Origin of the sequence: Leifsonia sp. NPDC102414, assembly GCF_044765685.1 — a bacterium.
GTDB lineage: Bacteria > Actinomycetota > Actinomycetes > Actinomycetales > Microbacteriaceae > Leifsonia.
Genome location: NZ_JBIWKN010000002.1, coordinates 333919 through 350319, shown reverse-complemented (window position 1 = coordinate 350319; position 16401 = coordinate 333919). Strand labels below are relative to the sequence as shown.

Genomic DNA, 16401 nt, shown 5'->3' with positions numbered 1-16401 from the left:
TGTCCGCGATCCTGGTGGCGACGCGCGTCTTCGCCGAGTAGCGCCTGCCGGTTGACAGCCCCCCCCGATCTCGATCCAGGGGATGATCGGCTTCAACAGTCCGGATGACTCCCCGCGCTCCGAATTGAGCGACGCTGATCGCATGGGAATCGTAAACGAGCGCCGCAGCGTCGCGCAGCCGGTCGCCTGCTGATGGCCTGGACCTCCGAGCTGGTCGTCCACGACGAGGCGATCAGGGCGAACACCGCGTATTTCGTGTCGATCACCGGCCGGCGGGTGATGGCGGTGCTCAAGGCGGATGCGTTCGGGCACGGTGCGATCGCGCGCTCGGTCCTCGAGGCCGGGGCGACGTCGATCGGCGTCACGTCCATCGACGAAGCGATCGCGCTCCGCGTGGACGGGATCAGCGCCCCCATCCTGAGCTGGCTGAACCCCGTCGACGCCGATTTCGAGGCGGCCGTGCTCGCCGACATCGACCTCGCGGTGCCGAGTGCCGCTCTGCTGCAGGCCGTCGCGCGGACGGCCGCGGGGGCCGGGCGGCGAGCCAGAGTTCATCTGCACATCGACGTCGGCATGGCGCGCGACGGCGCGCCGGCCGGCGAGTGGGCGGCGCTGTGCGGGATCGCGCGCGAGTTCGAGCATCTGGGCTGGATCCGCGTCGTCGGTGTGATGGGGCACATGTCCTGCGCCGACCAGCCCGAGCATCCTCAGAACCAGCGCGAACGGCTCGTCTTCGCCAACGCCGTGCGCACCGCTCTGCGGCGCGGTCTTGCCCCCACCGTCACCCATCTCGCCGCGACGGCCGCCACCCTGACAGGCGTCGGCGCGGGCTTCGGGATGCACCGCATCGGCGCCGGGCTGTTCGGCATCGATCCGTCCGGCACCTCGGCGGAGCTGCGGCCGGCGCTGTCCCTGACCACTCACGTCGTCGCCGCGCGCGAGGTCGCGCCCGGCACGGGCATCGGCTACGGCCTGGACCACATCGCCGACCGGCGCACCCACCTCGCGCTGCTCCCGATCGGCTACGGCGACGGGCTCCCGCGAGGAGCGTCAGAGCGGGCGGATGTGTTCGTGCGGGGCCGCCGCCGCCCCCTCGTCGGGCGGTTCTCGATGGACATGGTCGTCGCGGACACGGGCGACGACGCGGTCGCTCCCGGCGAGCCAGTGCTGGTGTTCGGCCCTGGCGGCGACGGTGAGCCGACCGTCGCGGAGTGGGCGCTCTGGTCGGGGACGATCGAACACGAGATCGTGACCAGGATCGGCACGCGGGTGGCGCGCATCCACCGGACGACAGGTGCGTACCGGGGGCAGCGGGGAGCGGTCCGTGCGTGAGGGGCGTGCGCGCCGGGTCGCGGTGATCGGCGGCGGTGCGAACGACGAGCACGAGGTCTCGCTCGCCTCCGCCGCAGCCGTCACCCGCGCGGTGGAGGCCAACGGGATGGATGCGGTCGCGCTGACCATCGACCGCTCAGGTCGATGGCACCACGGCGATGGCGGGCCGCTGCCGTCTGCGGAAGCTGTCGCACTCGTGGCGTCCTGCGATGTCGCGTTCCCCGTGCTGCACGGTGTGAACGGGGAGGACGGCGCCGCGGCCGGTCTGCTGACCATGATCGGCGTGCCCTTCGTCGGCTCGCCCGTGCGGGCAGGAGCCATCGGGATGGACAAGTGGGTGACGAAGCTCGTCGCGCAGGCCGTGCGTGTCCGCACCACTCCCGGGGTTCTGGTGCGCAGCGCGGCGGACGCGTCCTCGATGGATGCGGTCCCGCCGTTTGTCGTGAAGCCGACCTCCGGAGGGTCGAGCAACGGCGTCACCGTGGTGAGGCACCCCGGCGAGCTGGCCGCGGCGATCGAGCTCGCGTGCGGCTCGGGCGACACGGCGCTCGTCGAGTCGTTCGTCACCGGTCGGGAGGTCGACATCGCCCTGTTCCGGGATCGCGCCGGCGTGCTTCGTGCTGGAGCAGCCCTCGAGATCGGTGTGGCCGACGGCGGTGTCTTCGACCGCGAGCAGAAGTACGACGGCACTGCGTCGTTCACGGTCCCGGCGCGACTCTGCCCAGACGAGCACGCGGGCGTCGAGAGCGCGGCGCGCGCGCTCTACGATGCGCTCGGCTGCGCGGGCGTCGCGCGCTTTGACTTCTTCGTCACCCAGACCGGTGTGGTCCTCAACGAGGTGAACACCACCCCCGGTTTCACCGAGCAGTCACAGGTGCCCCTGATGTACGCCGCGACCGGCCTCGGCTACGAGGGCCTGATTCGTGAACTGATCGAGGCGGCGGAGCCGGCCGCCTAGCGGGGCGCGTCGTCTCCGGCACGGTGGCGCTCGCGGTCGGCGGCCTCCTGGCGGAGCTGCGCGTTCTCGCCTTCGAGGGCGAGGACTCTGCCGATGCCGGCCAGGTTGACGCCGTCGTCCTGCAGCTCGGAGACGCGCCGCATCCTCTCGATGTCGTCGGCGCTGTACCGTCTGGTGCCGCCCTCCGTGCGAGCGGGAGTCAGGAGGCCTTTGCGCTCGTAGAGGCGCAGTGTCGCCGCGGGCAGGCCGAGGAGTTCGGCAGCGACCGCCATGCTGTAGACCGGCCGGCTCCCTGGGCTCTGACTCATAGCTGAATTGTGCTGGCGCCCTTGCGGGGTGTCAAGTTTCGATGTAGAAAATATGTAGCAAGTGATTTAGATAACTTGCAGCGGCGGACGCGGAGCGGTGCGAGCCGTTCCGATTCCGTCGCGACGCCACAACGGAAAGGAGAATCTCATTATGTCGATGTCATTTGATCCTTTCAGCCAGCTGGATCGGATCGCGCAGAGCATCTTCGACACGAGCAGACAGCCGCGGATCATGCCGGTCGACCTGTACCGCGAGGGGCATCAGTACGTGCTGAACGCCGACCTTCCCGGCGTCGACCCCGGCTCCGTCGACGTGGATGTGGACGGTCACCTGCTGACCATCCGCGCGCAGCGTTCGATGGGCAACAGGGACAACGGTCGCTGGTTGGCGCAGGAGCGTCCGTTCGGCTCCTACCTGCGGCAGTTCTCGATCGGCGACGACGTGGATCCTGACGGAATCAGCGCGAGCTACGACAACGGGGTGCTCAGCGTGGTGATTCCAATCGCCGAGCGGGCGAAGCCGCGCAAGATCTCGGTCGCGTCCGCGAACGAGAAGCAGCAGCAGGCCGTCGCGGCCTGACGGCTGTCCGGGGCCTCTCGGAAGTGCATGTCGAACCGCATGGGGCGGGCGACGCGGATGCTTTCCCGAGAGAGTGCGGGGTCGCCGGTGCGGCCGACCGGCGACCCCCGCCCATGATTCGGCTCGCTCAGGGAGTGAGGACGACCTTGATGCACCCGTCCTGCTTGTCCCTGAACAGGTCGTACATGCGGGGCGCCTCCTCGAGCCCGACGCGATGCGTCACGAGGTCTTCCGTGCCGAGCGGGTCGGCGGGGTCCTCGACCAGCGGGAGGATCGCATCCCGCCAGGTGTGCACGTTGGCCTGGCCCATCCGCAGGGTGAGCTGCTTGTCGAAGAGGTTCATGAACGGCACAGGGTCGGCGACGCCGGCGTAGACGCCGCTCAGTGAGACCGTCCCGCCTCGGCGGACGGCGTCGAAGGCCAGCATCATCGCCGAAAGACGGTCGAGGCCGACCGTCGTCATCAGCTTCTTGGCGACGGTGTCGGGGAGCAGTCCGACGGCGGACTGGGCCACCGCGGCCGCGGTGTTGCCGTGCGCTTCCATCCCCACGGCGTCGATGACGGCGTCCGGCCCGCGCCCGTCCGTTGCTTCTCGCAGCCAGGCGGCGGCGTCGTCGCTCAGGTCGAACGTGTCGACGCCGTGGCGTTCCGCCATCGCCCGGCGCTCGGGAACCGGGTCGACGGCGATCACCGTGAAGCCCCGTTGAACGCCGATACGGCTGGCGAACTGGCCGACAGGGCCGAGCCCGATGACGGCGAGGGTGCCTCCCTCCGGCACGTTCGCGTACTCGACGCCCTGCCACGCTGTGGGCAGGATGTCGCTGAGGAACAGGTAGCGGTCGTCCGGCAGCTCCGTGCCGACGCGGAGGGCATTGAAGTCGGCGAGCGGCACGCGCAGGCGTTCGGCCTGGCCTCCCGGAACGGACCCGTAGAGCTCGGTGTATCCGTAGAGGCTGGCGCCGGTGCCGTGCTGGTGGTTCTGGGTGGTCTCGCACTGCGTCGTCAGACCGCGTTTGCACATGAAACAGTCGCCGCAGGCGATCACGAACGGGATGACGACCCGGTCGCCGACGCTGAGGGAGCGGACCTCTGCGCCGACCTCCTCGACGATGCCCATCGGCTCGTGCCCGAGGACGTCGCCCTGGGAGAGGAACGGCCCGAGCACGTCGTAGAGGTGCAGATCGGAGCCGCAGATGGCGGTCGAGGTGACCCGGATGACGACGTCGGTCGGTTTCTCGATGCGCGGGTCAGGTGCATCCACGACGTCGACACGTTTGTTGGCTTGCCAGGTCAGAGCTCTCATGGCTGCTTGTGTACGCCGACCGCTGAGCGTGCTCTACCGGGTTGCCTGACCGCCCGCATCGTGCAGGCGGCGACGGGTGCGCATCCCCTCTCTGATTGACACCCCCTGCGTCGTCGGTCAATGGGGTGGTGGTGGCGGGATTGCTGAGGACCGTCGACGGGGAGGCGACCGATTCCGGGCCTCGCTACTGGGGAGGTATCCATGTTCTTTCACGTGCAGAGCCTGATCAACGACATCGAGCAGGACGAGCCGGATCCGGCCGCCGCGAACGCGCTGCAGGAGGGGCTCGGCGGTCAGTTCGGCGAGATGCGCACGATGATGCAGTATCTGTTCCAGGCGATGAACTTCCGCGGCCCGGCGGCCAAGCCGTATCGCGACCTCATCCAGGGAATCGGCACGGAGGAGATCAGCCATGTCGAGCTGATCGGAACGACGATCGCGCGACTCCTCGACGGGTCGCCGCAGTATCAGGGCAAGAAGAGCGACCCGCTCGACAAGCCTGGCGCCGGCGGTGCGATCCCGCTGAACATCGCCCTCGCAGAGGGGAACATCCACCACTACCTGGTCGGCGCTCAGGGTGCTCTCCCCGTCGACGCCGTCGGCAACCCATGGTCGGGCAGCTACGTCTACAACTCCGGCAACCTCGTGCTGGATCTGCTCTACAACCTGATGCTGGAGTCGACCGGACGCCTGCAGAAGTGCCGGATCTACGAGATGACGGAGAACAAGACGGCGCGCTCGACGATCGCCTACCTCATCGTGCGCGATCAGGCCCACGAGAATGGCTACGCGAAGGCCCTCGAGACGCTCGGCGTCGACTGGAACAAACTGCTGCCGATCCCGAAGACCAACGCCGAGCGCTTCCCCGAGGTGAAGAAGCTGACCGACCTCGGCCTGCAGAGCAAGCAGTACACGTTCGACCTCGCCGGTCAGTCCGAAGCCGGCAAGATCTTCCAGGGACTCTCGCCGTCGAAGGACGGCACGAACCTCGACGCCTCGGAGCAGGCGCCGGAGGGAGTCCCGTCGGTCATCGCGACGGAGCGCTTCGAGGAATTCGCGCCGGGCCTCGACCCGGAGCTGCTGAGGCTCATCCAGGCCACTGCCGACCTCGAGCTGGCCGACGTGGAGGCCATCTACGGGAGGGTCGCGGGCGGCTGAGGTGGTCGGTCATCCGCGCGGCTCGCGGCGTGAGCGTCGTCGCGACCACGAGACCAACAGGGCGACGACGGTCACTGCTGCGATGACACCGAGGACGCCGAGCCAGACCCAGTCGGGAATCGGCCCCAACGCCACGGTGTCGTCGCAGGGCTGGCCCTCAGGCGGCGCCGTCGCGCACGAGGCCAGGATCAGCGGTGTCACGGGATCGCCACCTCCGGGCGCGCACGCCGACGGGTGCGTGGGTCGGTCGACCGCATCCGGATTCGTTGCCGCATGCGCTCACGCTAGCGGGCGAGCGTGCGGGGCGGATAGCGGCTGAGTGCCGTTCGGGCGTGAGACCGGTAAGAGAGCGAGTGACGGGAATCGAACCCGCGCTATCAGCTTGGGAAGCTGAAGTTCTACCATTGAACTACACTCGCACGACCCAGGTTCCCAGTGAATATCTGGAATCCGAGTTGGATCCTCAGCGTACCCGGTCTGTGGTTTTTGGCCAAACCGCGGCCCGCTCGGCGGACGCCGGAAGCGTGTCGTACACCGCCGCCCACTCGGCCTCGTATGCGACGGGGTCGATGTGCCCGGCGCGGCGCTGTGTCTCCAGGTCGACGAGCCGGCGGCCGGCGGTGAGCAGGAGCTGGACGTCGCCGAACTCGCGGAGGCTTCCTCCGACGTACTCGGAGGCGGCGGTGATTACGTGGCAGCGGACGCGCAGGTCGTGGCTGAGCGCGGCCAGCACGAGGAAGCCGGCGAGGTACACCGCCAGGGCCGTCGCCAGCGCCAGGACAGGACCCGCGTCGCTGAGCGGGATGAGCGCGAACAGGCAACCGACGGCGCCGACGATCGGCCACGCGTGGAAGGCATGCAGCAGACGTCGCTCCCCGCGGCTGATGCCTGGCGGGTACACGGTCAGTCGCGCGCGCTGCCAGATGCCCCTGCTCAGCGGGGACACGTCGATCGTGCCCCAGAGGGCGCGGCCTTCGGTGATTCGTCTCAGGACCTCGTTCACGCTTTCAGCGTGCGCCGGTTCCTGCATGCCATGGCCGATCCTTGCGATGTCCTTACGGCGACGGAGGGGACGCTAACGGTTCCCTGACGGATGGGTCGACAACCACCACCGACAACCGACCCCCGACCCGGCCTCAGCGCGCGGCGGCGGTCCGCAGGAGCTCGGCGATCCGCGTCCTCTCCGCGTCGCCCATTCCGGTGATCGCGTAGCCGACGGGCCACAGCGTGCCGTCGTCGAGTTTCGCCGCCTGCTGGAACTCCAGGGTGGCGTAGCGGATCTTGAACTTGGCGCCCGGCTTGAACGCCACGACGATCTTGCCGTCCGCGTCGGCGTATGCGGGCATCCCGTACCAGGTCTTCGCGGCGAGCGGCGTGTTCTCGGCGACGAGCGCGTGGAACGCCTCGGCGAGGTCCTTGTCGGTGCCCGTCATGGCGGCGATGGCCGCGTCGCACGCTGCCGCGGCGTCTGCGCCCTCCTGTGCTGCCTTCTTCTCGGCGACGGCGGCCTTGATGGCGGCCTTCTCCTCTTTGCTGAACGTCGTGGTGGCCATGATGCCCCTCCCTTTCCGGTCTGCACACAATCTAAGACGGCCGTAGGAGCGAACGCTTCTCCGATCCTGCTCGATCGTCGTCTCCGCCGATAGGCTGATCCCGTGCTTCTCTCAGACCGCGACATCAAGGCCGAGCTCGGCTCCGGACGCATCGCCCTCGAACCGTTCGACGGGGCCATGGTCCAGCCGTCGAGCGTCGACGTGCGGCTCGATAGGTTCTTCCGCCTGTTCGACAACCACAAGTACCCGTTCATCGACCCTGCAGAGGATCAGCCGGAGCTCACCAGGCTGGTCGAAGTGGATGCGGACCAGCCGTTCATCCTGCACCCTGGCGAGTTCGTGCTCGGCTCCACCTTCGAGCTGGTCTCTCTGCCGGACGACGTCGCGGCGCGGCTAGAAGGCAAGAGCTCGCTCGGGCGTCTCGGCCTGCTGACGCACTCCACCGCCGGGTTCATCGACCCCGGCTTCTCCGGTCACGTCACGCTGGAGCTCAGCAACGTCGCCACCCTGCCGATCAAGCTCTGGCCCGGCATGAAGATCGGCCAGATGTGCTTCTTCCGGCTCACCTCGCCGGCCGAGCGGCCGTACGGGTCGAGCGAGTACAGCTCGCGCTACCAGGGCCAGCGCGGCCCGACGGCGTCGCGGTCGTACCTCAACTTCCACCGCACAGACGTGTCGACGACAGAGGCGGGTCGCACCGCAGGCTGATCCCGTCCGTCCGTCCCATTCGTCCTGGAGGGCAGAACCATGAGCGAGTCGACAGACGCAGCGTTCGCGCGGGCACTCGTGGCGTCGGGTCCGACGCCCGTCCGGCCACAACGGATGCAGTTGTTCGGTCAGCTGGTCGGCAGCTGGCGGGCGGAGTGCCGGTTCCTCGACGAGGAGTCGGGCGCGTGGGCGGAGTTCACCACCGACTGGTTGTTCGCGTACACGCTGGGAGGTCGAGCAGTTCAGGATGTGCTTGTCGCCCCGAGCGCGTCCGACCCGACCATGACGGAGGCGAAGGGCACCACCATCCGCGTCTACGACCCCGTCCTCGGACTCTGGCGGGTGAGCTGGTTCGGCGCGGTCGCCGGTGACTTCTGCACGCTGGTCGCGAGCGCCCACCACCGCGACGGTATCCGGCAGGACGGCACGCAGACCGATGGCCGCCCGATCCGCTGGAACTTCAGCAGCATCACCGACGACTCCTTCTCGTGGGACGGCTGGGTGTCCGACGACGAAGGAAAGACCTGGTGGCTCGAACAGCACATCGACGCCACCCGCAACGGCTGACAGCAGTGGGGAAGCGATCGCGCGAACGCTGGTACGACAGCGTCCCGTCCGTCCTGTTCACCGCGCTCGGCCTCGCGCTCGCCACCCTCGCCGTTGTCGCGTTCGTCAACCCGTGGCCGTCCGCCCTCCTGATCCGGGCGCTGTTCGAGCGCGGTGCGGCGCAGACCGTCGCCGAGATGGAACCGTACGTGCCGCGCAGCGGGGTGGATGCGCGCCGCGACATCTCCTACGGCGACGCCGGCTCGGACACCACCCTCGACGTGTTCACACCGGCAGGCGAATCCACCCCGCTCACCACGGTGGTGTGGATCCACGGCGGGGCGTGGATCTCCGGCGACAAGTCCAACGTCGACCCATACCTGCAGCTGCTCGCATCGCACGGCTACGCGGCGGTCGGCCTCAACTACACGATCTCGCCGGAGACCACGTACCCGACCGCGCTGACCCAGCTCAACGACGCCCTCGGATTCCTCGTCGAGCACGCGGCCGAATACGGCATCGACCCGGAGAGCATCGTGCTGGCCGGTGACTCCGCCGGCTCGCAGTACGCGTCCCAGCTCGCCACCATGGTGACCAACCCGGCGTACGCCGAGCGCGTCGGCATCGCCCCGAAACTCACGGCAGACCAGCTCAGGGCGGTCATCCTCAACTGCGGTATCTACGACGTGCGCGGCATCCCGAACGCTCCGGGCATCGGAGGCTGGGGTTTCCGGGTGGCGCTCTGGTCGTACCTGGGCGAGAAAGACTGGTCGGACACCGCAGGAGGCAGGGACATGTCCACCATCGAATACGTCACGGCCGACTTCCCGACCACCTGGATCTCCGGAGGCAACGGCGACCCGCTCACGAACAGCCAATCGAAGCCGCTGGCGAAGAAACTCGCCGGGCTGGGAGTGGAGGTGACGAGTGTCTTCTATCCGGAGGACGAGTCGCCGGCCCTCCCGCACGAGTACCAGTTCCACCTGAACTTCGCGAAGGCGAGGTCGGCGCTCCAGTCGACCGTCGACTTCCTCGACACGGTCAGCGCGCGGACGAAGAACTCCGACTGACCGATGCCGGGGCCGGCATACGGGCGCGGTAGTTATCCACAGTCAATTACACAGGTGGAAATAGTGAGGGCGTTTCACTCTTCAGCGACGGCCGGGATGCTCAGAGCTGATCCGACGGCTCGATGCTGGCGTCCGCATACAGAGCGGGCAGCTGCAGCGTGAGCCACGGGCTGAACGCCCAGGGTGTCGCCTCCACCGCGCCGAGCAGCGTGCGGGGGTCCACCCAGTACCACTCGGCCACTTCGCTCGGCTCCGGGGCGAGCTCGCCGCTGATCGTGGCCGTGTACACGGGGCAGACCTCGTACTCGACGATGCCGCCCGCATCCACTGCCCGGTAGCGGAAATCGGGGAGCACGACCGCGACGTTCTCGATGGCGACGCCCAGCTCCTCACCCGCCCTGCGTCGGATGGCATCCTCGAACCCCTCGCCGGGGGCGGGGTGCCCGCAGAACGAGTTCGTCCACACGCCGGGCCAGGTCAGCTTGCCCAGCGCGCGGCGGGTGACCAGGATGCGACCGTCGCCGTCGAACAGGTGGCACGAGAACGCCAGGTGCAGCGGCGTGTCCGTGGTGTGGACGGTCGCCTTGTCTGCGACGCCGATCGGGGTGCCGTCGTCGGCGAGCAGGACGACCTCTTCGCGGGATGCGGTCATGGGTCCATTCTCGCTGATCGGCGGGACCGGAGTGCCATCGCGCCCTGCCATTCAGGACGGGTAGGGAACTCCCCTATATTCGAAGCGTGCCGAAGCCGAAAGAGACGATCGTGACCATCGACATCGCCGCGAGCCCCGACCGCGTCTTCGCAGCTCTCGCCGACCTGGACGGCTATCCCGGCTGGCTGCCGCGCACCAGGACGAGCGCGTCCGGCGCCGCTGTCGGGAAGGGGACCGCGTACACCGACGCCAGCCTGATCGGCACGGCGCACGGCACCGTCCTCGAGTACGAACCGGTCCGGCTCCTCGTCTTCCAGCAGAAGGCGGCCCCGAAGCGATCAGGCGGCAGTGCTCTGTCCATCACGATTCGCTACGAACTGACGCCGATCGAGGGCGGCACGCGCGTGGTCCGCACCGGCGCCGTGGTGGCGAGCGGCCTCATCCGCGCGGTCGGCCCCCTCGCCGCCTCCGCCATAGCGTCGGAGAACCGACGGACCCTCCGGGTGCTGAAGGAGCACCTGGAACAGCGGTAGAGACGGCGGGAGCGCGGCGAGTGGGACCACGACGGTGGCTGCGCCCGATCGGACGGGCGCACAGCTGTCACTTCTCCTGCGATGGAGAGCTGCCGTCCGGCGCGGAGGTGTCGTCGGCCGGTGCCGGTGCCGGTGCTGCTGCCGCTGGGGCGTCCTCCGGTGCGGACTTCTCGTGCCAGCCGAGGTTGCGCGCCATCGCCTTGAGGGTGGAGATGGTGGTCGCGTAGTCCGCCTCGCTGATCCCGGAGGTCATCGAGGTGCGAAGGCCCTGGATGCGCTCACGGGCCGACTCGTGCGCCGCACGTCCGGCGTCGGTCAACTCGACCACCTCGTTGCGGTCGCCTGACAGGGTGACCCAGCCTCGCTCCACGAAGTCGGCGATGGTCGCCTCGACGCGGGATGCGCGCGATGGGTGACGGGCGGCGCCGTGCGGGTGCTCGTGGCCGTGATGGCCGTGATGGCCGTGATGGCCGTGGTGGTCGTGCTGGCTGTGGGCGTCGCGCGTGTGCTCGTCGTCGTGGTGGTGCCGGTGACCGTGGCAGGCTGCGTCGGCGTGCGCGAAGCCTTCCGGGCGGTGGTGCTCGCCAGGGCCGAAGCCGTGGCGCTCGCCTGGGCCGAAGCCGTGCCGCTCATGCAGCTCCTCGAACCGCTGCTGTCGCTGCTCCCAGAACGCTGCGCGTTCCTCGTCGGTCGCGAACCGCGGGTGACCGAAGCGTCCGCGGCCTGAACCGCCTCGCTCGCCGCCGCGGAACCCGTACTGGCCGCGGGCGAACCCGCCTCGGCCGCGTCCGCCGCGACCGGGCGGAAGTGTGGTTGCGATGTCGTCGACGCTGGTCGCGCCGTCGGCGATCGTGTTGAGGACCCGCCAGCTTCCGCGGCGCAGGTCGAAGCCGGAGAGCTCGTGGCGCATCCGGTGCCGCAGCTCGTGCTCGATGACCCCGAACCAGTAGCCGGGGGGTGTCGTGTGTGTATTCGTGTCGGTGTTCATCAGGAACCCTTTCCTATTGCATGTACTGTTACAAGCAGTTGTATGATTACATACATGGAAATGGATGGTCAAGTCCCCGAATCCGATTCGCAGGATGCGGACATCGTGGCGCTCGTCGAGCAGTCCCTGATGGCCGTCCGTCACGATCAGTCGCGCCGCAGGATGCACGGAGGGCCGCCGTCGCACGGAATGCCTGGCCGTCCCCCGTGGCAGGAGGGCGTCGGCCACGGCCATCGCGGTGGCCAGGGCTGGGCGGGTCACGGCGGTCGCCACGGCTTCGATGCGCAGGACGGCGAGGCGGAGGACGCCTCCCGCGGCCGGTTCCCCGGCGGCGCGCCAGGCTCCGCCCCCGGCGATGGCTCCGTCCCCGGCGCGGGCTCCGTCCCCGGCGCGGGCTCCGTCCCCGGCGGCTTCCCCGGCTTCGGCGACTCAGGCCGCCAGGCCCCCGGCCGTCGAGGCCGCCCGGACGGCTCCCTCGGCCGCGCCGCGCGCTTCCGGATGCTCGACGTGCTCGAAGCGGCGGAACGCGAGGGCGCGACGTACTCCATCAGCACCCTGGCACCGGCGATCGGCGTCGACCAGCCGCGGGCGAGCAGGCTCGTTCAGGAGGCTGTCGACCGCGGCCTCGTGAGCAGGGTGACCGATCCGGCGGATGCACGACGCACCCTCATCCAGCTGACGGCAGCGGGGCGCAAGCAGATCTCCGAGGTGCGCAACCACCGGCGTTCGGCGGTCGAGCAGGCACTCGAGGCATTCACGCCGGAGGAAGCGCGGACCTTCGCCGACTTGTTCGCACGCTTCGTGCGGGCGTGGCCGCGCGACTGAGCACGTATCGCATCGCCAGCAGGCGAGCATCCCTCCACACCACGGCCTCCCGAAGAAGCTTTCCACATCCTGTCGATCGGGGGTCGCGCCGTTCGACCTCTGGATGAAAAGGTCGAAAGGACCTCGAACCAAGGAGAAGACAATGCCCAAGTACATGCTCATCCTGCGACCGACCGAGGCGTCGATGGCTGCCTTCGCGAACGTCGATTTCGAAGAGATCCTCAACGCAATGGGGCAGTTCAACGACGAACTCATCCGGGCGGGCGTCCTGCTCGCAGCCGAGGGGCTCGCCGACCCGAGTGAGGGTGTCGTCGTCGACTTCACGGGTGAGACTCCCGTGGTCACCGACGGCCCGTATGGGGAGACCCGCGAACTGTTCAACGGCTACTACATCCTCGACGTCGCGTCGGCGCAGGAGGCCGTCGAGTGGGCCAAGCGCGCACCGATGATGTCCGGCAGCATCTGCGAGATCCGCCGGGTGCCGACGATCGACGAGTTCCCGCAGGACAACGTATGGATCCAGAAGGAACGCGCCTGGCGCGAGCAGACCGGCCAGCTCTGAGGCACCCCGGCACCCTGTGACCACCAGCACAGCAGCGCGCGCGGCCGTCGAGGCCGTGTGGCGGATGGAGTCGGCGAGGATCGTCGGCGCCCTCGCCCGCTACACCGGCGACTTCGCGCTCGCTGAAGACCTGGCCCAGGAGGCGCTCGCCGAGGCGCTCGTCTCCTGGGCGGTCGACGGCGTGCCTGCTCAACCCACCGGCTGGCTGCTCACCGTCGGCCGCCGCCGCGCGATCGACTCGTTCCGCAGGAGGGCGGCGCGCGACGACCGGTATGCGCTGCTCGCGCGCGACCTGGAGGAGACGCAACCCGGCGTCGATGCCCTGTTCGACCCAGGGGCCATCGACGACGACGTGCTCGCCCTGATGTTCGTGAGCTGCCACCCCGTCCTGTCCAGGGAGGCGCGCATCGCGCTCACGCTGCGCGTGGTCGGCGGTCTCACCAGCGACGAGATCGCGCGGGCGTTCCTGGTGCCGGTGCCGACCATCCAGGCCAGGATCACCCGCGCCAAGAAGACGCTTTCGGCCGCGAGGGTCCCGTTCGCGGTGCCGGAGCCCACCGAGCGAGGCGAACGCCTGGGATCGGTGCTGCAGGTGGTCTACCTGATCTTCTCGGAAGGGTCGTTCGCCTCCACGGGCGACACCTGGATGCGCACCGACCTCGCCGACGAGGCCCTCCGCCTGGCCAGGGTGCTCGTGCGTCTGGCGCCGGAGCCGGAGGCGTTCGGCCTGCTGGCGCTGATGGAGCTGACGGCGGCGCGCTTCCCCGCCAGAATGGATGCGGACGGCGAGCCTGTATTACTGGAGGACCAGGACAGACGGCTCTGGGACACGGCAGCCATCCGGCGGGGACGGGCCGCGCTCGCGCACGCGGCGTCGGCAGGCAGAGGGCTCGGCGCATACGGCCTGCAGGCCTCGATCGCCGAGTGTCACGCTGTGGCGTCGTCGGTGGCGGAGACGGACTGGAATCGCATCGTCCTCCTCTACGACGCGCTCGCTCAGCTCGCGCCGTCTCCCGTGGTCGAGCTGAATCGCGCGGTCGCCGTCGCCATGGCGGTCGGCCCGGCCGCCGGTGTCGCGCTCGTCGACGCGATGATCGAACGAGGGGAGCTCGCCGGCTCCTCTCTGCTCCCTGCGACGCGTGGCGAGCTGCTCGCCCGCCTGGGGCGACGGGATGCGGCGGCCGCGGCCCTCGAGGAGGCGCTCGCCCTCAGCCCGTCCCCATCGGAACGGACGGCCATCGTCGCAAAGCTCGACAGGCTGCGCTCCGGGTGACGCGCGTGGCTGGGCGGCTCGCTACGCTCGTTCCATGTCTCACCCCGTCATCACCGTCTCCGCGGTCGCGTTCGTCCGGGGGGACGGCGACGTCCTCACTGTCCGCAAGAAGGGCACGTCGCGGTTCATGCTGCCGGGTGGAAAGCCGGAACCGGGCGAGTCAGCGGCGGAGGCCGCCGTGCGCGAGGTGCGGGAGGAGGTCGGCATCGTCCTCGCCCACAGTGAGCTGCGGCTGCTCGGCGCTTGGGAGGCCGACGCGGCGAACGAGCCGGGCCACATCCTCGACGCGACGGTGTTCACCGCCGACCTCACGGGCATCCCCATTGCGGCAGCCGAGATCGCAGAGCTGCGCTGGTCGAGCCAGGCCGACCCGCTCGGCGACCTCGCCCCGCTCCTCCGCGACCGCGTCATCCCCGCCCTCGCCCAGCTCCCCGATCGTCGAGTCTGAACTTCTTCAGGCGACACGCCGACCCCGGGTGTGAACAACTCCGGACTCGATGATGGCGCGAAGGGGGGGGGGGGGGGGGGCGGGAAGGGCGCCGGGCGGTCAGCGCGTGGCGCGCACCGGGATGAGCAGCGCGAGGCCCGCGGCGAGCACGAGGACGATGCCGAGGATGCCCCAGTACTGGGCGCCGCCGACCGCGACGAACGTCGCGAACAGCAGCGGCGCCAGGAATGAGACGGCGCGTCCGGTCGTGGCGTATAGCCCGAACACCTCGCCCTCCCTGCCGGCGGGCGTGACCCTGGCGAGGAAGGTGCGGCTCGCCGACTGCGCAGGCCCGACGAACAGGCAGAGCACGAGTCCGCCGATCCAGAACGCGGTCGCGCCGAGGTCGTGCGCGAAGAAGACGGCGAGCCCGGCGATCACCAGGCCGACCAGGGAGGTGACGATCACCGGCTTCGCCCCGAACCGGTCGTCGAAGCGGCCGGAAACGAACGTGCTGATACCGGCGACGACGTTCGCGGCGATGGCGAAGATGATGACGTCGCCGCTGCTGAACCCGAACGTGCCCTGCGCGAGGATACCGCCGAACGTGAACACGCCCACCAGGCCGTCACGGAACAGGGCTGATGCGATGAGGAACAGGACCGTGTTGCGGCTCTCCTTCCACAACCGTCCGATGTCGCGCACGAGCACGCCGTACGACTGGAAGAACCCCACCCGCGGTCGCCGGGAGCCGATTGGCATCTCCGGCACGGCGATCAGCACAGGGAGGGAGAAGATCAGCGTCCAGGCTGCCGCGATCAGGGCGATGATCCGGATGTTGAGGCCGGCGTCCTCGGTGACGTGGAACATCCCGCCCGTGCCGTCGTCGTTGCCGGTGACGAGGCCGAAGTAGACGATGAGGAGCAGGACGATGCCGCCGAGGTATCCGGCGCCCCAGCCGAATCCGCTGACCCTGCCGACCGTCTTCGGCGTCGACACCTGCACGAGCATCGCGTTGTAGTTGACGGTCGCGATCTCGTAGAAGATCGTGCCGATGGCGACAAGGATCACGCCGAACAGGAAGTAGCCAGGCGCGCCGACGACGAAGAACATCAGCGCCGTCATCACCACCACCACGCCCGTGTTGATGCCGAGCCACAGCTTGCGGCGGCCCGATCCGTCCGTGCGCTGGCCGAGCACCGGGGCGATCAGGGCGACGACGATGCCCGCGATGGCGAGTCCCCAGCCGAGCCCGCTCGACAGCGGCGCCTCGGCGGCGGTGACGGCGGCGTGGGCCGGTCCGCTGAGGTCGGTCTCCGCATCCCGTGCCGCGACGAGCGCCGGGTCGACGAACAGGCTGCCCGTCAGGTAGACGGTGAACACGAAGGTCGTGATGACGGCGTTGAACGCGGCCCCTCCCCAGTCCCAGAGGGCCCATGACACCACCTGACGACGAGGGATGCGGCGCTCGGCCGAGCTGTCGACGAACAGCGGAGACGCGGAGGTGACCAGGGCATCGGTGTTCGCGGGCGGGGGCCCGGCCGGCGTCGGGGTGCCTGGCGCTGACGGAGGCTGGGTGCCGCGGTCGGCGTCGTTGCCGTTCGCGCTCGGGGGAGTGCTCATGA

General features: G+C 69.3%; 20 protein-coding genes and 1 tRNA gene. 12 read left to right on the top strand and 9 right to left on the bottom strand.

Annotation, left to right across the window (positions count from 1 at the left end; translation table 11 throughout):
- The first annotated feature begins 192 nt into the window (after positions 1 to 192).
- Both alr and ACIRCZ_RS09970 read left to right on the top strand, forming a co-directional pair.
- Entirely contained in the window at positions 193 to 1332 is a 1140-nt protein-coding gene (alr, locus tag ACIRCZ_RS09975) for an alanine racemase (protein WP_082581551.1), read from the top strand.
- On the top strand, positions 1325 to 2290 hold the full coding sequence (locus tag ACIRCZ_RS09970; RefSeq protein ID WP_402852461.1) for an ATP-grasp domain-containing protein: 966 nt from the start codon (positions 1325 to 1327) through the stop codon (positions 2288 to 2290). Before alr ends, ACIRCZ_RS09970 begins: the two co-directional genes overlap by 8 nt.
- On the opposite strand, the gene ACIRCZ_RS09965 is transcribed toward ACIRCZ_RS09970, so the two are convergent.
- The gene (locus ACIRCZ_RS09965) at positions 2287 to 2598 is read right to left on the bottom strand and encodes a MerR family transcriptional regulator (protein ID WP_055897980.1); all 312 of its coding nucleotides are present in this window, start codon (positions 2596 to 2598) and stop codon (positions 2287 to 2289) included. The two genes, ACIRCZ_RS09970 and ACIRCZ_RS09965, sit on opposite strands and share 4 nt — an antisense overlap.
- Positions 2599 to 2749: 151 nt before the next feature.
- Here ACIRCZ_RS09965 and ACIRCZ_RS09960 point away from each other — a divergent pair, with 151 nt between their 5' ends.
- A complete protein-coding gene (locus ACIRCZ_RS09960) occupies positions 2750 to 3178 on the top strand; it encodes an Hsp20/alpha crystallin family protein (RefSeq protein WP_402852457.1) in 429 nt (142 codons plus the stop codon).
- A 127-nt stretch (positions 3179 to 3305) separates the two neighbouring features.
- Here the strand turns inward: ACIRCZ_RS09960 and ACIRCZ_RS09955 are convergent, their stop codons facing one another.
- Complete coding sequence (locus tag ACIRCZ_RS09955) at positions 3306 to 4481, bottom strand: zinc-dependent alcohol dehydrogenase (RefSeq protein WP_402852454.1); 1176 nt, start codon at positions 4479 to 4481, stop codon at positions 3306 to 3308.
- A 201-nt stretch (positions 4482 to 4682) separates the two neighbouring features.
- On the opposite strand from ACIRCZ_RS09955, the gene ACIRCZ_RS09950 reads away from it, so the two are divergent.
- Complete coding sequence (locus ACIRCZ_RS09950) at positions 4683 to 5639, top strand: manganese catalase family protein (protein ID WP_402852451.1); 957 nt, start codon at positions 4683 to 4685, stop codon at positions 5637 to 5639.
- Between the two features lie 9 nt (positions 5640 to 5648).
- Here ACIRCZ_RS09950 and ACIRCZ_RS09945 read toward each other — a convergent pair whose 3' ends face one another.
- From ACIRCZ_RS09945 to ACIRCZ_RS09930, 4 genes are all read right to left on the bottom strand, one after another.
- Positions 5649 to 5840 carry a hypothetical protein gene (locus tag ACIRCZ_RS09945; RefSeq protein WP_402852448.1) on the bottom strand — a complete coding sequence of 64 codons (192 nt, stop codon included), beginning with the start codon at positions 5838 to 5840 and terminating at the stop codon, positions 5649 to 5651.
- A gap of 147 nt (positions 5841 to 5987) precedes the next feature.
- Positions 5988 to 6058, bottom strand: a tRNA-Gly gene (locus ACIRCZ_RS09940).
- Between the two features lie 44 nt (positions 6059 to 6102).
- The gene (locus tag ACIRCZ_RS09935; protein ID WP_402852445.1) at positions 6103 to 6642 is read right to left on the bottom strand and encodes a DUF6611 family protein; all 540 of its coding nucleotides are present in this window, start codon (positions 6640 to 6642) and stop codon (positions 6103 to 6105) included.
- Between the two features lie 133 nt (positions 6643 to 6775).
- Positions 6776 to 7192, bottom strand: a complete 417-nt coding sequence (locus ACIRCZ_RS09930) for a hypothetical protein (RefSeq protein ID WP_402852442.1) — start codon at positions 7190 to 7192, stop codon at positions 6776 to 6778.
- Between the two features lie 102 nt (positions 7193 to 7294).
- On the opposite strand from ACIRCZ_RS09930, the gene dcd reads away from it, so the two are divergent.
- Genes dcd through ACIRCZ_RS09915 form a run of 3 tightly spaced genes read left to right on the top strand, consistent with a single transcriptional unit; the run spans position 7295 to position 9516 of the window.
- A complete protein-coding gene (dcd, locus tag ACIRCZ_RS09925; RefSeq protein ID WP_055897992.1) occupies positions 7295 to 7900 on the top strand; it encodes a dCTP deaminase in 606 nt (201 codons plus the stop codon).
- A gap of 39 nt (positions 7901 to 7939) precedes the next feature.
- Complete coding sequence (locus ACIRCZ_RS09920) at positions 7940 to 8467, top strand: hypothetical protein (RefSeq protein WP_055897995.1); 528 nt, start codon at positions 7940 to 7942, stop codon at positions 8465 to 8467.
- Positions 8468 to 8472: 5 nt separating this feature from the next.
- Positions 8473 to 9516: an alpha/beta hydrolase gene (locus tag ACIRCZ_RS09915; protein WP_402852438.1), complete on the top strand. Its 1044-nt coding sequence runs from the start codon at positions 8473 to 8475 to the stop codon at positions 9514 to 9516.
- A 100-nt stretch (positions 9517 to 9616) separates the two neighbouring features.
- Here ACIRCZ_RS09915 and idi read toward each other — a convergent pair whose 3' ends face one another.
- Positions 9617 to 10168, bottom strand: a complete 552-nt coding sequence (gene idi / locus ACIRCZ_RS09910) for an isopentenyl-diphosphate Delta-isomerase (protein ID WP_402852435.1) — start codon at positions 10166 to 10168, stop codon at positions 9617 to 9619.
- 86 nt (positions 10169 to 10254) lie between these two features.
- Between idi and ACIRCZ_RS09905 the strand changes: the two genes are divergently transcribed.
- The gene (locus tag ACIRCZ_RS09905; protein WP_402852432.1) at positions 10255 to 10701 is read left to right on the top strand and encodes an SRPBCC family protein; all 447 of its coding nucleotides are present in this window, start codon (positions 10255 to 10257) and stop codon (positions 10699 to 10701) included.
- Positions 10702 to 10768: 67 nt separating this feature from the next.
- Here ACIRCZ_RS09905 and ACIRCZ_RS09900 read toward each other — a convergent pair whose 3' ends face one another.
- Positions 10769 to 11689: a hypothetical protein gene (locus ACIRCZ_RS09900; protein ID WP_402852429.1), complete on the bottom strand. Its 921-nt coding sequence runs from the start codon at positions 11687 to 11689 to the stop codon at positions 10769 to 10771.
- Positions 11690 to 11749: 60 nt separating this feature from the next.
- On the opposite strand from ACIRCZ_RS09900, the gene ACIRCZ_RS09895 reads away from it, so the two are divergent.
- The 4 genes from ACIRCZ_RS09895 (at position 11750) to ACIRCZ_RS09880 (ending at position 14797) form a co-directional block, all read left to right on the top strand.
- On the top strand, positions 11750 to 12514 hold the full coding sequence (locus tag ACIRCZ_RS09895) for a MarR family winged helix-turn-helix transcriptional regulator (protein ID WP_402852426.1): 765 nt from the start codon (positions 11750 to 11752) through the stop codon (positions 12512 to 12514).
- 142 nt (positions 12515 to 12656) lie between these two features.
- Positions 12657 to 13076 (top strand): YciI family protein, encoded by a 420-nt coding sequence (locus tag ACIRCZ_RS09890; RefSeq protein WP_055898010.1) that lies wholly within the window; start codon positions 12657 to 12659, stop codon positions 13074 to 13076.
- Positions 13077 to 13140: 64 nt separating this feature from the next.
- Entirely contained in the window at positions 13141 to 14349 is a 1209-nt protein-coding gene (locus tag ACIRCZ_RS09885) for an RNA polymerase sigma factor (RefSeq protein ID WP_402853594.1), read from the top strand.
- A 34-nt stretch (positions 14350 to 14383) separates the two neighbouring features.
- Positions 14384 to 14797, top strand: a complete 414-nt coding sequence (locus tag ACIRCZ_RS09880; RefSeq protein ID WP_402852422.1) for an NUDIX domain-containing protein — start codon at positions 14384 to 14386, stop codon at positions 14795 to 14797.
- A gap of 99 nt (positions 14798 to 14896) precedes the next feature.
- Here ACIRCZ_RS09880 and ACIRCZ_RS09875 read toward each other — a convergent pair whose 3' ends face one another.
- Positions 14897 to 16399 (bottom strand): MFS transporter, encoded by a 1503-nt coding sequence (locus ACIRCZ_RS09875; RefSeq protein WP_082581599.1) that lies wholly within the window; start codon positions 16397 to 16399, stop codon positions 14897 to 14899.
- Between the last annotated feature and the right edge of the window lie 2 nt (positions 16400 to 16401).